Annotated in this window: 10 protein-coding genes; 3 read left to right on the top strand and 7 right to left on the bottom strand. The window is 47.3% G+C overall.

The annotated features are described in order from the left end of the window. Positions 1-48: 48 nt before the first annotated feature. Positions 49-1,665, bottom strand: a complete 1,617-nt coding sequence (locus R50345_RS01360) for an ABC transporter substrate-binding protein (protein ID WP_042123463.1) — start codon at positions 1,663-1,665, stop codon at positions 49-51. Positions 1,666-1,752: 87 nt separating this feature from the next. Then, a complete protein-coding gene (locus tag R50345_RS32160) occupies positions 1,753-1,884 on the bottom strand; it encodes a hypothetical protein (RefSeq protein ID WP_269321978.1) in 132 nt (43 codons plus the stop codon). A gap of 204 nt (positions 1,885-2,088) precedes the next feature. Between R50345_RS32160 and R50345_RS01355 the strand changes: the two genes are divergently transcribed. After that, positions 2,089-3,792 (top strand): glycosyltransferase family 2 protein, encoded by a 1,704-nt coding sequence (locus R50345_RS01355; RefSeq protein ID WP_042123459.1) that lies wholly within the window; start codon positions 2,089-2,091, stop codon positions 3,790-3,792. Positions 3,793-3,869: 77 nt separating this feature from the next. On the opposite strand, the gene clpB is transcribed toward R50345_RS01355, so the two are convergent. The 4 genes from clpB to R50345_RS01335 all read right to left on the bottom strand — a co-directional run bounded on the left by clpB (position 3,870) and on the right by R50345_RS01335 (position 8,655). Continuing rightward, positions 3,870-6,512, bottom strand: a complete 2,643-nt coding sequence (gene clpB / locus R50345_RS01350; protein ID WP_042123457.1) for an ATP-dependent chaperone ClpB — start codon at positions 6,510-6,512, stop codon at positions 3,870-3,872. A 61-nt stretch (positions 6,513-6,573) separates the two neighbouring features. After that, the gene (locus R50345_RS01345) at positions 6,574-6,837 is read right to left on the bottom strand and encodes a hypothetical protein (RefSeq protein ID WP_156114706.1); all 264 of its coding nucleotides are present in this window, start codon (positions 6,835-6,837) and stop codon (positions 6,574-6,576) included. 162 nt (positions 6,838-6,999) lie between these two features. Further along, positions 7,000-8,007 carry a DnaJ C-terminal domain-containing protein gene (locus R50345_RS01340; RefSeq protein ID WP_052414420.1) on the bottom strand — a complete coding sequence of 336 codons (1,008 nt, stop codon included), beginning with the start codon at positions 8,005-8,007 and terminating at the stop codon, positions 7,000-7,002. Positions 8,008-8,187: 180 nt separating this feature from the next. Further along, positions 8,188-8,655, bottom strand: coding sequence for an Hsp20/alpha crystallin family protein (locus tag R50345_RS01335; protein ID WP_042123453.1), 468 nt, complete (start codon positions 8,653-8,655; stop codon positions 8,188-8,190). A 453-nt stretch (positions 8,656-9,108) separates the two neighbouring features. Between R50345_RS01335 and R50345_RS01330 the strand changes: the two genes are divergently transcribed. Both R50345_RS01330 and R50345_RS01325 read left to right on the top strand, forming a co-directional pair. Further along, positions 9,109-10,752 (top strand): SWIM zinc finger family protein, encoded by a 1,644-nt coding sequence (locus tag R50345_RS01330; RefSeq protein WP_042123451.1) that lies wholly within the window; start codon positions 9,109-9,111, stop codon positions 10,750-10,752. Then, entirely contained in the window at positions 10,749-13,769 is a 3,021-nt protein-coding gene (locus R50345_RS01325) for a DEAD/DEAH box helicase (RefSeq protein WP_042123450.1), read from the top strand. Before R50345_RS01330 ends, R50345_RS01325 begins: the two co-directional genes overlap by 4 nt. A 101-nt stretch (positions 13,770-13,870) precedes the next feature. Here the strand turns inward: R50345_RS01325 and R50345_RS01320 are convergent, their stop codons facing one another. Further along, the gene (locus R50345_RS01320) at positions 13,871-14,674 is read right to left on the bottom strand and encodes a hypothetical protein (RefSeq protein WP_156114705.1); all 804 of its coding nucleotides are present in this window, start codon (positions 14,672-14,674) and stop codon (positions 13,871-13,873) included. Between the last annotated feature and the right edge of the window lie 507 nt (positions 14,675-15,181).

Genomic DNA, 15,181 nt, shown 5'->3' with positions numbered 1-15,181 from the left:
TATCGGTAAAAAAGTAAGCTGGATAATCCAGCTTACTTTTTCCCGTTTTTATTTAAGGTAGATTTTCGATAAATCTTCAAAAATAACGACAGGCTTCAAGACCGCTTCTTCAAGACCGCCGTAGTTCTTGGAGACAGCTACAATAGTCTTAGTATTAGCAATTGGATAAATCGGTGCATCGTCAGCAATGATCTCTTGGATCTTCTTGTAGATCTCACCACGTTTAGTCACATCTGCTTCTCCTGCACCTTCATTGAACAGCTTATCAACCTCGGCATTATTATAATGCGTGTAGTTGGAGTCAGCAGTAGAAGTATACAAAATTCTGTAAGCATCAGGATCGTAACCCATAATATAACCTGCAATCGCAAGTTCAAAATCTGTTGAGTTCATATCACTGAACTTCTGACCATATGCCGAGGCATCCATATTTTGCAGTTCAACTTCTGCGCCAATGGCCTTTAGCTTTTGTTGCACGTATAGTGAAATGGCTTCCTGAGCTTTATTACCGCTCGATACAATCAATCTCAATTTCAGATCACTAACCCCTGCCGATTGCAGAAGCTCTTTTGCTTTTTCCACATCATTATCGAAAGAAGGTACATCATTAGTATAGAACAATGCATCCGGAGTCAAGAATGACTTCGCTGGGTCTGCATACTCGTTAGAGGTATAAGCAGCCTGAATGATTTCATCACGACTTAGTGCTAGAGACAAGGCTTGACGAACTTCTTTTTTAGCAAGAGCGCCTCTATCGCTGTTCGCATTGAACAACAGGTAGGACAATCGACCTTCACTATAAGGAAGGATTTCGAAATTATTCGAAGCCTCAATCGTACCAACATCCTGTGGATCTAGATATTTAATATTGATCTCACCGTTCTGAAGTGCGAGATTTGCAGCATTCGTATCTTTAGCAATCCGGTATGTTACGGAATCAAGATGTGGCTTGCCGCCGAAATAGTTATCAAATCTCTCGAGTGTAACATATTCGCCTGGTTTGTATTCTTTAAATTTGAATGGGCCAGATCCGACCGGAGCAGCATTCTTGGTGCTTTTCTCTAGATCCGTCTCATTCTCAAAAATATGCTTTGGAATCGGGAATACTTGCACTAGTGTAGCTTCAAAAGCTGGGCTGACCTGCGGAAGCTTGAACTCTACGGTCAGATCATCCACCTTAACTGCCTTAACGGGTTTATCACCGATGAATAAGTTTGCTCTCAACATGCTGTTTTGTTTCTCATCGAGGATGCTATCAATCGTGAACACGACATCGTCAGCAGTAAGCTTTTCTCCGTCATGCCATGTAAGACCATCTTTAAGCTTCAAAGTATAAGTCAGGTTATCTTCTGACAGTGTCAGGCTGTCTGCCAAGTAGAAGGTCTTCTTACCATCATTTACTTGGAACAGTGGAGCATAGAGCGCTTGGTCAATCGTAAGACTGACACGGTCACCCGCATAGTTTGGATTGAGAATAACAGGATCAGCAGCGACCCCAATAATCAAGTTGCCTCCATCTTTTGGCTCAGTACTTGTTGTCGTTCCATCATTAGTAGCAGGTGTTTGATTTGTATTTGTGGAAGTGGCGGTGTTCCCTCCGGAGCACGCACTAATCAAAAATGTTAACAAAATCAAAGTAATAACTCCAGATAATCCTCTACGCATAAGTTTCTCCCCCGTAATCTGTATTCTGCGTTGCTTGTGTTTTTTATATTGTATATCGGAATACTAGGAATTACAATGGATAGCATTTCACATTAATGTAATATTGAGGAAATCGATAATTCTACCACCATTTGCATCATACCAGAACACATCCGCACTAGGATTCATGGCTAATATTCGATTGATTAACTCCTGTACTTTTAGCGGTGATTTACCCATTGCTCTCATCCTCTGCGCTTCATGTTGGCATCTGTATCTAATTATTCGGTTATTGTACAGCAGATTGTTACGAATTAATATATCTAACACTCATTTACTTTACAGAACTTTGAAAAATAAGGATTATTGCCGCTCCCCTGTAAATATATTGAGAACATACGGATACATCCAAGGAAAGAGGGAGCATCCCTCAAGGAGGCGGCAATGACGGAAACCAAGATTCGTGTATTGATCGGCAGTCCGATCCACCAGAAGCCTACGGTTTTAAAAGAATTTCTCAATTCCTTGCTTCGTCTGAATGTAGCCAATATTGAGCTGGATTTTCATCTGATAGATGATAATGATGATGAGGAATCAACCCGGCTACTCCAGGAATTCAAAAGCATGGGTGATCATATTTATCTTCAGAGCTCCGGCTTTCATGATGCGTATATTCGCAATGATACCACCCACTTCTGGAGTACCGACTTAGTCTGGAAAGTAGCCAACTTTAAGAATCTCATGATCAACCGAGCCCAGACCCTGAATTATGACTATTTGTTTCTGATTGACTCCGATCTCATTCTCCATCCCGATACCCTCAGACATCTCATAGGTGCGAACAAGGATATTATCTCAGAGGTATTCTGGACGCAGTGGCAGCCCGGAACTATGTTTCAGCCGCAGGTATGGATGCACGACGAATACAATCAATGGGAGTTACTGCCCGGCGAAAAACTGCAACAAGAAGAGATCAATCGCAGATTTCATGAATTCATAGCTAAGATGCGGAATCCCGGAATTTATGAAGTAGGCGGACTCGGGGCTTGTACATTGATTAGTCAGCATGCGATAAAAGCCGGGGTTAGCTACAATCAAATTCGCAACATTTCTTATTGGGGAGAAGACCGCCATTTCTGCATTCGTGCCGCAGCCCTTGGCATTCCCCTGTTCGTCGACACCCATTATCCGGCGCTACACTTGTATAGAGACAGTGATTTGAGCAAAGTTGACGATTTTATCAAAGAAACCACGGAGACCAAAGCTGACTCCACTGATGCAGCGAGCAATTTATCTACGGATGATGTGCCTATAACGACAGAGTCGACCTCCACACCAGACAATCTAACCAATACAGACATTACAGAGAATCCAGACAATCTAACCAATACAGACATTACAGAGAATCCAGACAATGAAAGTTCCAAGGAAACAATCCCTCTAGCCAAAAAGCGGCCCAAGCTAACCCTCACCATGGTTGTGAAAAATGAAAGTGGACGCTTTCTGCGACAGGTTCTGGAGGAGCATCGCAAATACATCGATGAGGCCGTCATTATTGATGATGGCAGCACGGATAATTCAGCAGCTATCTGTTTGGAAGCCCTTGAAGGCATTCCCGTTCATCTCGTGCACAATACCATATCCAAATTCAGCAATGAAATTGAGCTGCGAAAGCAGCAGTGGGAAGAGGTTCTGAAGACGAATCCTGAGTGGATTCTGAGTCTGGATGCAGACGAAATCTTTGAACCCAGTTTTGCTGCAAATATTGAAACGTTACTGTACGCTGACGAGGTCGATCTATTCTGCTTCCGTCTCTACGATTTATGGAACGCCACCCATTACAGAGAAGATATTTACTGGCGCTCTCATTTGAATTACCGTCCTTTTTTGCTTCGCTATAAAGAAGACTTCAACTATGTATGGAATGAATCCCCACAGCACTGTGGGCGATTTCCGGAAAATATTTTCGAGCTTCCCCACCAGCTAAGCAACTTACGACTCAAGCATTTAGGTTGGTCGAAGGCAGAATTCCGTTTAGAAAAATATCTGCGTTACATGCTCCTTGATCCCGATGGCCAATACGGCTGGAAGGAGCAATACTTGTCCATTCTGGATGAACACCCCCATTTAATACCTTGGGTGGAGTGAGTGTACTAATAAAAAGGGCGTCCACAAAACCTTAACGGCTTTGTGGATGCCTTATATTTTTACATCGTACGAACCTCTTATTCAGCACGCTGTGGTTCATCGCCTACTGGCTTCATGATGGTAACTGTCAGGTCACCGCCAGATTCATCTACTTGAATCACTGAACCTTCTGCAGCTTCGCCAGCAATGATCGCACGGGCCACACGGGTCTCCAAACTACGCTGGATAAAGCGTTTCAGCGGTCTAGCCCCATACACTGGATCAAAACCCTCCTTAGCGATAAAACGTACCGCCGGTTCAGTTAATTGAAGACCAATCTCCCGTTCAGCAAGGCGTAAACGCAATCCGTCTACCAGTTTGTCCACGATCTTCTCGATCTCGCCCAGGGTCAAAGGCTTGAACATCACAATGTCATCTACCCGGTTCAGGAACTCCGGACGGAAATGTCCACTTAGTTCCTTCATTACTCTGTCCTTAGCCGCCTCCGTAAGCTGACCCTTCTCATCGGTGCCTTGAATCAGATGTGGTGAGCCGATATTTGAGGTCATGATAATGATCGTGTTCTTGAAGTCGACCATCCGGCCCTGCGAATCGGTCAGCCGCCCATCATCAAGCAGCTGCAGTAGAATATTAAATACATCAGGATGCGCCTTCTCCACTTCATCGAGCAGCACTACTGTATATGGCTGTCGCCGTACCGCTTCTGTTAGTTGGCCGCCCTCCTCATATCCAACATATCCCGGAGGTGCTCCGACCAGGCGAGAAACACTGTGCTTCTCCATATACTCCGACATATCAATACGGATCATGCCATCTTCGCGATCAAAGAGAGAGACCGCGAGTGATTTTGCCAACTCCGTCTTCCCTACCCCAGTCGGACCGAGGAACAGAAAGGAACCGATCGGCCGATTTGGATCTTTGATCCCAGCTCTTGCCCGAAGTACGGCGTCAGCCACCAAGCTGACAGCTTCATCTTGGCCCACAACTCGTTCATGCAGCGTTTCTTCCAGACGTAGCAGCTTATCCCGTTCGCCTTCAACCAGCCGGCTAACCGGCACACCCGTCCAGCGCGATACAATATCTGCGATTTCCTCCTCGGTTACAGCTTCACGCAATAATCTAGTATCCTGATCCTGCTGAGCCGCTTCTTCAGCCGCTTTCAATTGCCGCTCCAGATCAGGAATAATGCCATAGCTCAGTTCGGCAGATTTATTAAGATCATATTCCTCCTGCGCATCGACCAAATCCTTCCGGGCTTGCTCCAGCCGTTTTTTGAGGTCGCGGATGCCTTGAATCGCTGACTTCTCCTTCTCCCAACGCGCCGTCATCCCAAGCTGCTTCTCCTTAAGATCGGCGAGTTCACGTTGTAGGATTTCCAGACGGCGTTTGCTGGCGTCATCGGTTTCCTTTTTAAGTGCTGCTTCTTCAATCTCCATCTGCATCAGACGACGGGTCACTTCATCCATCTCACCCGGCATAGAGTCAATCTCTGTACGGATCATGGCGCAAGCTTCATCCACTAAGTCGATCGCTTTATCCGGCAAAAAACGATCCGTAATGTAGCGATTAGACAATACTCCTGCAGCTACGAGGGCGCTGTCATGGATTTTGACTCCATGATGGACTTCGAACCGTTCCTTCAGACCGCGTAGAATGGAGATCGTATCCTCTACATCCGGTTCGCTGACCAGCACCTGTTGGAAACGGCGCTCCAGCGCAGGGTCCTTCTCAATATACTTGCGGTATTCATCGAGCGTTGTGGCACCGATACAGTGCAGCTCACCCCGAGCCAGCATCGGCTTGAGCATATTGCCAGCATCCATCGAGCCTTCAGTTTTACCTGCGCCTACAATCGTGTGCAGCTCATCAATAAAAAGAATAATTCGGCCGTTACTTTCACGAACTTCCCTAAGCACCGCCTGCAAGCGTTCCTCGAATTCACCTCGGAACTTCGCGCCTGCTACGAGGGAACTCATATCCAGCGAGAAAATCGTCTTATCCTTCAGACCCTCCGGTACGTCTTTGCGTACAATCCGGTGAGCCAAGCCTTCTACAATTGCCGTTTTCCCTACACCTGGCTCACCGATGAGAACAGGGTTATTCTTCGTTTTACGGGACAGAATTCGGATCACACGGCGTATTTCTGCGTCACGCCCGATGACTGGATCGATCTTGCCTGCACGAACCTCTGCTACCAGATCACGTCCGTATTTCTCCAGCACCTCATAAGTAGCCTCTGGCTCCCGACTCGTTACACGCTGATGCCCACGAATCTCCGCAAGTATAGACATCAGCTTCTCGCGTGTTAGGCCACGACTGACAAAAAGATCACGTAGCTCACGATTGTCCCTGCTCGAATCCGACACCATGGCCAGCACAGCATGCTCCACAGAGACAAATTCATCCTGCATCTTCGCCGCTTCCTTCTCCGCCTGCTCCAGCAGATGGATCAGCGATTGCGAGGCATAACGCCGCACCGTGCTTGCTCCTGACCCGCTGATGCTCGGCTTACGCCCAAGCAGTTCATCCGTGCTGCGCAGCATCTCAGCTACGGGGACATTCATCTTTTGCAGCAGTCTTGGCAGCAAGCCTTCTTGCTGCTGGAGTAATGCTTTTAATAGATGGAGATTATCGATCTCCTGATGTCCGCTGTCTGAAGCAAGCGACTGCGCCGCAGCCACTGCTTCCTGCAGCTTTTGAGTAAGTTTATTGAAATCCATAGCTCTCTCACCTTTCTATTTATGAATGATATATAGGATCGGCCGTTTTGGCCGGTATAAGTTAATTTGGTGCGCCACATTCGGCGCATTCGGGGGTATTTTTGTACCTCTTTTCGCTCATTGAGCCACATTCAGCGCATTCGGGGGTATTTTTGTACCTCTTTTCGCTCATTGAGCCACATTCAGCGCATTCTGGGGTATTTTTGTACCTCTTTTCGCTCATTAACCCGAATTCACCGCTTTCTGGGGTATTTTTGTACCTCTTTTCGCTCATTGAGCCGAATTCGGCGTAATCTAGGGTATTTCTGTACCTCTTTTCGCTCATTAAGCCGCATTCAGCGCACTTCAGCACACTTCACCACACTTTAGCCTTCCTTTTTCCCGACACTCCTCACAGGTCTCTTCTATAGTTAGTTTCTAATTAAGTTACTATCCTACAGCTAGCATTCCATTCACCATATTCACCAACTCTACCTCTACCTATCTATTAATTACCCACTTTAGACTTTTGGCGCTGCGTACCGGTGCTTTGGCGTTTAGCTCTGGCCTCGAATCGGCTGGATTCAGCCAGTTTACGGTACAAGTTCTTTTCCGCTTCGCTGGTTGTCTCAGGAATAATAATCTCAATACCAAATAAAATATCACCATTCGTACCATTTTCACGCTTCAAACCTTTGCCTGGGATGCGCAGCGTTTTGCCGCTCTGAATTCCTGCAGGAATCTTCAACTTCACAGCACCGCCGCCAGGTAGTGGAACCTTTACCTCTCCGCCCAATACCGCTTGCCAAGGAGCAACTTCAACTACGCCGCATAAGTCGCCATTTCGAAGCTCGTAAATATCATGAGGAAGAATATGAAGTGCCAGCAGTATATCGCCGCCTGGAGCTATGCCACTTTGAGCGTTCCCTGCGATTTTTAAAATCGTACCTTCACTAGATCTCGGCGGAACATGAACATCCACAGTTTTATCACCAATCTGTACTCGTACAGTTGCTCCTTTATAAGCCTGCTCCAACGTAATATCCAGCTGCGCCTGCGTCGTACTGTGCGCCTCACCCCATGGATTGCTGCTCGAACGGCCACTACCACTACTAGAAAAGAAATCAAAGCCAGCTCGATCCGCCGAGCCCCGATTCCCAAAAAACATTCCAAACAAATCTTCCTCCGAAATGCCAGAGCCCCCTGTAGAATAAGTTCCGCCGCTCCAGCTTCCACCAAAGTTTGAATCCCACGAAGAGGCCCCGCTCGAAGCACCTCCACCCGCTCTACCACGCTGAGCCCCATAAAGCAGCTCCTCATCGTAAAGCTTTCGTCTCTCCTCATTACCAAGCACTTCATAGGCTTCAGCCGCTTTTTTGAATTTGGCCTCTGCCTCAGGAGCTTTGTTCACATCGGGATGCCACTTCTTGGCGAGCTTTTGATAAGCCTTTTTAATTTCCTGTTTGGTTGCTGTTTTGCTCACACCCAAAGCATCATAATAGTTGTTGTTAGCCACTCGGATTCCTCCTTTCATTGCTTTATTACCTGTAACTTAACTTATCATTCCATTCCGAGAAAAGACGCACCATAGCCGGAATCCTCCACTACAATGCGCCTTTTATTCATAACACTATATCAAAAGCCCGCTGCCAATCTCTAAGATGTTAAGCGGAAACTAATTCCGCCTAAATTATGCTTATTCAGACTGCGAACCGCTAGAATCTCCGTCTTGAATTTCAATGCGTTTTCCTTGCGGCTTTTGCCGTTTTGGAACTTCCAGCTTCAGTAATCCGTCTTTCAAAGACGCGCGGATCTCTTCTTCTGCAATGTCCTGAACATAGAATCTGCGAACATATTCACCATATCGACGTTCTCTGCGTACAATTTGATGATCCTTGTTCTCCTCGGCATTCTCTTCCTTCCGCACCGCTTTAATCGTCAAGTAGGGGCTGGCATAATCAATGTCGATTTCTTCTTTTTTAAAGCCAGGAAGTTCAGCTTCAATCAGGTAAGCCTGGTCACTCTCGCGAATATCCGTTCTAAAGGACATCGTTGAGCTCTTGATCGGAGCAAAAAAATCATCGTTAAAAACATCATTCAAAGACTTAGCCAGCATACCAAAAGCATCATCTCTACGTTTACCAAAAGGAACCAAATCAAACATTATCCATTCTCCTCTCATTGACTTTGACTTTATTTGACCTATGACCTTATTATAGTCCCCTGCCAGAGGAATAACAAAATCGATTTAAGCCAATTTTCGGTCAAATTCAGGCAAATCAGCTGATTTAATGCTACAAATTTAAACATATTTAATGATTTGACCTTTTTTGACCTTTGTTTGATTTACATAAAATCAACCATTACCCCCTATCTAAAAAGAACCGCCTTCGGCGTCCTCTCAGAGATGATAATCGTATCTGCCAAAATATAAGAATCATTGAAACTCTTACGTTCTTATATTTCAAAATGCAGTACGTTTAGTATATGTTTAGAGCTTAGGTTCCATACAAGCCAGCAACTTCGCATTCATTACAACCCCAAAACATCCTACTCAAAAAGAAATGATATAATGAAATTCAAATAACGAACATTTTTATTACGGGGGACCAATTGTATGCAACCAACCTATACTATGGATGATACGCAGTGGAGTAAGCTCATCCAGAATGTCGCCTATTATTTCGATGACCTTACCCTCAAACGGGGGTTCCAATATTATAAGCAAAGCCGGATTCGTTCGTTCACTATGACGGAGCCATCTAAGATCAATGCACTTGTTGAAGGTAGAGAGGATTACCGCGTTACGATTGATCTGGACAGCTTCACTCGGTGTCATTGCAACTGCCCTGTTTCAGGTCATTGCAAGCATATGGCAGCCGTACTGCTCAGTTTTGCCGAACAACAGAATAGATCTGTACAAGTTCTAGCTAACGCCAAGGCTGCGTCCTTTCTCCCAAAAACATCGAGTAGCTCCCCTATCGGAGCAGATGGAAAACACCAGCAACAGCTAAAAGAGCATGCCAGCCGGATCGCTGAGGGAGGCCTCACGGAGTGGCGAGAGTATTTTGCAATCTGCATTACCCCTCTGGCACATACCACTCGCAATCCTGAATATGTGGATCGTGCGTTATCTTCCATTACTAAATCCAAGCCGAATTTATCTCCGGAATTGGACAAGCTATTCACTCTGCATGCCCATCTTTTTCTTTTAGAAAAGCTAGCTAAGCCTTCCGCCAATCTACCGGGTCAGGTCGCCTTCACTGCATCACTCGGATATTACACGCAAGTAGCGGTCTCTGAGCTACAGGAAGCAATCACACGTCTGTTAAAAAGCACACTCCCGCTGTCTCCCGAGCAAGAGCAGGAATACGATCTGTGGCCGCATATCGTCGAGACCCTCTCCTACTTGCGGCGTGAGATGTTGACGGAGTCGCGCGATCGTTTGCGGGATCAGCCCTCTTTTTCACTTTGCTATGACTTGCTGTGGAGAAACTGGATCTACCCGAATACGGGTGGAACTAAGCTTTATCTAGATGAAATCAAACAGCTTCAGCAAGCAGAAGGTGAATTAGGCGCTTCCCTGTCACGTCATGCATGGCTGTTGGCCCAGAGCCGCATGTATTTTTATCTGAAGAAGGACCCACAAGCTTGGGAATTGCTGAATAAGGCTGCCGAGCGTCCGGGTCTCCATCCCGATGAGCTTATGAGCTTCACCTCTCCACTTCTGGATGCAGGTGAGTGGTCACGCTTGGTGAGTTGGCTTGTTCAGATCGGCCCACTGCTAAGCAGCAGGCTCTATAATTTGAATAACTATTCGAATAGCTGGGAAGAGGCTGTTCGCCACCTTCCTGAAGCTGAACCGCAGATGTGGAATACATTAGCCACTATGCTACCTATCTCTGGCGAAGTATACGAAGAGAAGCTAATTACCTATGAAAAATGGCATATATGGATGGATTATCAACTGTCCATCGGTAAACAGCCTTCTGAATTTCGTGTTACAGACCTCCAGCCTATGGAGAAAAATGCACCCGAAGTTCTACTCCCCTTCTATCATCAGGCCGCTGAAAGATTTGTGCTGGATAAAAATAGACATAGCTACAAGGCAGCTGTGAAACTTTTGAAGCGATTATCCAAGCTGTATAAAAAAATGAAACAAGAAGAACGGTGGGAAGAGTTCCTTATTGCCTTCACTACTAGGCACAGCAGACTTCGCGCGCTGCAAGAGGAGCTTCGGAAAGGAAAGCTAATACCATGAACATGCATTTGCGCACGCTGACCATCCGGCTTGCATTAAGCCAGTATGGCGACGCTTTACTATATGGAATGAATGAAAGAGAAGATCTGGTGCCCGGTTTGCAGCTTAAGCAGCGGCTATTCGCCTGGCATGAGGCGTCTTTTTATGGTACGGAGTTAACGGTTCAACCGGCCGGTGAAGGTGTAGAGCTAGTAATTCTTCCTGCGGAGCAGGTCATCCCCTTCTTTGCAGAGCAGAAGCTGCTGTCGCATATCGAATGGAACTGGGAGGGCGAGGCGGCTCATCTGACTGAACTTGCACCACTTTTGGCTATATGTTTGGAGAACAAACAGTATATTCCCGATATCTCCGCTTACCGCACCGGGAGGTTGCAATGGACTTGGGATGAGGGAGCTCTTGCGCTGGTGGCAGTGGAGAATGACACTGCCAAGGGTGCCCTTGAGGCGCTAAATGGCGGCAGCGAATTTAGCCGCGGGCTACGCGCGGCGTTCTCCGCCGCCGTATCGCAGAGGTACTACAGCACGGAGGCCGCAGCAGGCGACCTCCGGAGCGAGTTCCCGCTTCTATTCGATAGAAGCGGGGCCCTTGCAGCGGGTATGGATACCGCTGCATGGCTTATCGCCATTGGCTGGAAGGCGGATACCGCGCCTTTCCGGCCCGCACTTCAGCTGCTGGAGCCGGAGGGGGATGAATCCCCTTGGCGGCTGCAGCTGATCCTCCAGGACAAGCGCGATGAATCCGCGCTTGTTCCCATCAGGCTCGCCGATGACGGCGAGCCGCACGGCTTGTGGCCGACAGCATGGTCGGCCCACGTGCATGAACGCGCCGCGGGATGGCTGGAGCGCCTCCGCGGCAGTCTACCGCCCGAGCGCTTCGCGGCGGGCGGCGACGTGCTGGCCGAACCGCTCAGCGATGCCATCGCTTGGCGGTTCTTGACGGCCGAGAGCCAGCGGCTGCTGGAAGCAGGCTGGCAAGTGCTGCTGCCGGCGTGGTGGGAAGCCGCCAGCCGGAAAAAACCACGCCTCCGCGCCAAGATCAGCTCCGGCGAGGACAAACGCAGCGGCGGCGAGTCGCTGTTCGGCCTCGATTCGATCATCGATTTCGATTGGCGAATCTCCATCGGCGACGTCGACCTCACCGAAGCTGAATTTGCCGAGCTAGTCGCAAGAGGTGAACGACTCGTGCGCTTCAAAGGCAAATGGGTCTCGCTCGATCCCGCGCTGCTGGCACAAATCCAAAGAGCCATGGCTGGAATGGATAAGTCACAAGGCTTGTCTTTCCAAGATGTGCTTCAGCTTCATTTGCTGCAAGCGAGTGAGGAAGCTGATGCTGAGGCTACAGAAGAGCAGCTTCAAGAGGATGCGGCGCGCCTGCGGCTCGAGGTAGAGCTAAACGAGCATTTGATCAGCCTCATTGGTCAGCTGGGCCAACGCTCACAGTGGCCGAAGCCTCCAGTGCCCGCAGGACTCCAGGCAGAGCTACGCACCTATCAACACGAAGGATATGCTTGGCTGACTTTCCTGCGTCAATTCGGTTTGGGGGCTTGTCTAGCCGATGATATGGGGCTTGGCAAGACCGTCCAACTCATCGCATATTTACTTCATATCAAAGAAAATACCGATCCTAGCTCATCTCGTCGCCAGACCGACCCGCCTGGCTGGCCTGCTCTAATCATCTGCCCTACCTCTGTACTTGGTAACTGGCAGAAGGAATTGCAGCGCTTCGCGCCTTCTCTGAATGTGATGCTTCACTACGGAAGTCGCCGTCTGGATGCAGGATTCTTCTATGGCGCTGCTTCGCAAGCGGACGTGGTACTTACCTCTTATGCGACTGCGGCCCTTGATCAGGAATTGCTAAAGGAATTCACTTGGGCGGCGATTTGCCTCGATGAAGCACAGAACATCAAGAATGCTCAAACGAAGCAGTCGGTAGCTGTGCGCAGCTTCCCGGCTTTACACCGGATTGCGCTAACAGGAACACCTATAGAGAACAGATTATCGGAGCTCTGGTCCATTTATGATTTTATAACCCCAGGTTATCTGGGCACCGCCAAAGCCTTTAACGACCGGTTCAGTAATGCCATTGAGAAGGAACGTGACGAGAAGCGTACGGCGGACCTACAGAATCTCGTGAAGCCGTTCATGCTTCGCCGCAAGAAAAAGGATCCTAATATCCAGCTCGATCTACCCGATAAAAATGAGATGAAGACTTATGTTCATCTGACAGCTGAACAAGCTGCGCTCTATGATCAGACCGTAAACGGACTGTTGGAACGTATGCAGAAGCTGGAAGGTATCGAGCGCAAAGGTGCCATCCTTGGAGCTTTAACCGGACTTAAACAGCTGTGTGATCACCCGATGCTCGTGACCAAGGAAGCCCTCCCTGAAACTGATTCAGACAACAAGCTGGACACTAGTCAACTCATTAACCGTTCCTCTAAACTCGAAAGACTGCTGGATATGGTGAAGGAGCTACGTGAAGAGGATGAGCGCTGTCTCATCTTTACGCAATATGTAGGGATGGGGAAAATGCTTCAAGCTGTTCTACAGCAGGAGCTGGGAGAGCCTGTCCTTTATTTGAACGGAAGCACCTCCAAACAGGCGCGTGACCGAATGATTGAGCAATTTCAGACGCCCGCCCCTTCTGCGGACGAAAGGGCCAGACGTCCAGAGGTGTCACCGTCTGATCAGCCGAATGTGTTCATCCTTTCACTCAAAGCTGGAGGTGTCGGTCTGAACTTAACTGCAGCCAACCACGTATTCCATTTCGATCGCTGGTGGAATCCAGCCGTTGAGAATCAGGCGACAGACCGTGCTTATCGGATGGGCCAGACACGTGATGTGCAGGTGCATAAATTCATCGCCCTCGGGACGCTCGAAGAAAAGATTGATGAGATGCTGGAGAGTAAGCAGCAGCTAAGTGATAATGTCATCTCCAGCTCCGAAGGCTGGATTACCGAGCTGTCTACTGAAGCTTTGAAAGACCTATTTACATTGCGGCGAGGATTAACAGACTAAACCTACCGCTTGCAACGCTATCAAAAGGAACATTCGCATCTACGCGGATGTTCCTTTTTTCAATCACCCGAATTTATCTTCAGCACTAGATTATTGAGCGCTCACCATTGCTCAGACATTTTAAAGGTGACTGCAAGATCATCATCACCTGAGAGTGAGTTAACTACCAAAGTCACCGGCTCATGCTGAAGCTCGTAAGAGAGTCGCTCATTAAGCAAATTAACGGCCAAATTTGCATACGCACCAGAGATCCCTGATCCTGTACCTTGCATAATAACCTTTCCACCAGTGACTGAAGTGCAGGTGTAATTCACTAGCAGTGCCGTATCCGTAACAGGAATATCCGTAGTTGGTGTAGGAAAATTCTCGAATGTCCCATCCAGCGTCCCGCCTGCAACGACCATATAACGCACAGGTCTTTTGGACAGAACATCTAAAGCTGCCGGTCTGATTTCAGCCGCAAGACCTTGTGGAAGAGTAAAGGCAGGGCTCCTCATAAAGCTGATCGCTGCAAAGTCAGTCGATGTAACGGATACGTTATCACGTATTTCCGAGGTTATACGGCTTACTTGAAACACTTCCAGATTAACATCCGTCCAGACACCGTTAACATCCACAAGAAAAATCTGAATCTTCATTTGCTCCTGTGAATATACAAAATTAAATTGAAATAATTCCTCTACAATAGCGTAGGTCCTGCTTAACGTTTCCCGATATTGCAGCTCAAATAATTCTTCAATAAAGACTGTCTGAGGACTTGCACTATTGGATAAACCCGTTAAATAACAAGCCGCGCCAGCTAATCCATTGTTAACTACTTTAATCACAACATGATCTATTGGACGAGTACCGTCGACAGGTAAATTAATGATGGTGTTTGTAGAGAGGACAGGCAATGTCTTCACACCTCCTATTCATATCAAATTATATATATATGGTATGCAATCTTTTTTTAGAATTCTTGGATGATATTAAAATAGAGAAGTGCTTCACCGAGCATAAAATACAGATTTGCCACCAAATAAAGGATATGGTAAACTCGACTTAACTTTTTATGAACGGAGGGTTACGTGTGATAGACTTTATCCGAGTTAGAACTTTGCGCAGCTAATTGAATAGCGCTAAAGCTCTGCCCATGTGCAGAGGACTCAGGATAGGTCTACCCATTTAACTCCATAGAAGCCAACAAACTAAAACGCCTTCGGCGTCCTTATAAGGACGGTAGCGTTTATGTGAGAATTATAAGGATAAAGTATATCGTGAAACTTATACTTTCTTATAATTTAAACCAACTGCTGCTCGTAAGGGATTAAGTTATTATTTCCCTACGCCCCAGCCGTTGTTTAATTCGATATATCTATGGATGACCCGAATGTGGTAATGGAGATTTCTCCTTACACATTTGTTCTGAC

It is taken from the genome of Paenibacillus sp. FSL R5-0345 (assembly GCF_000758585.1).
GTDB lineage: Bacteria > Bacillota > Bacilli > Paenibacillales > Paenibacillaceae > Paenibacillus_AQ.
The sequence above is the reverse complement of the archived record's forward strand: the minus strand, read 5'-3'. Positions and strand labels throughout refer to the sequence as shown.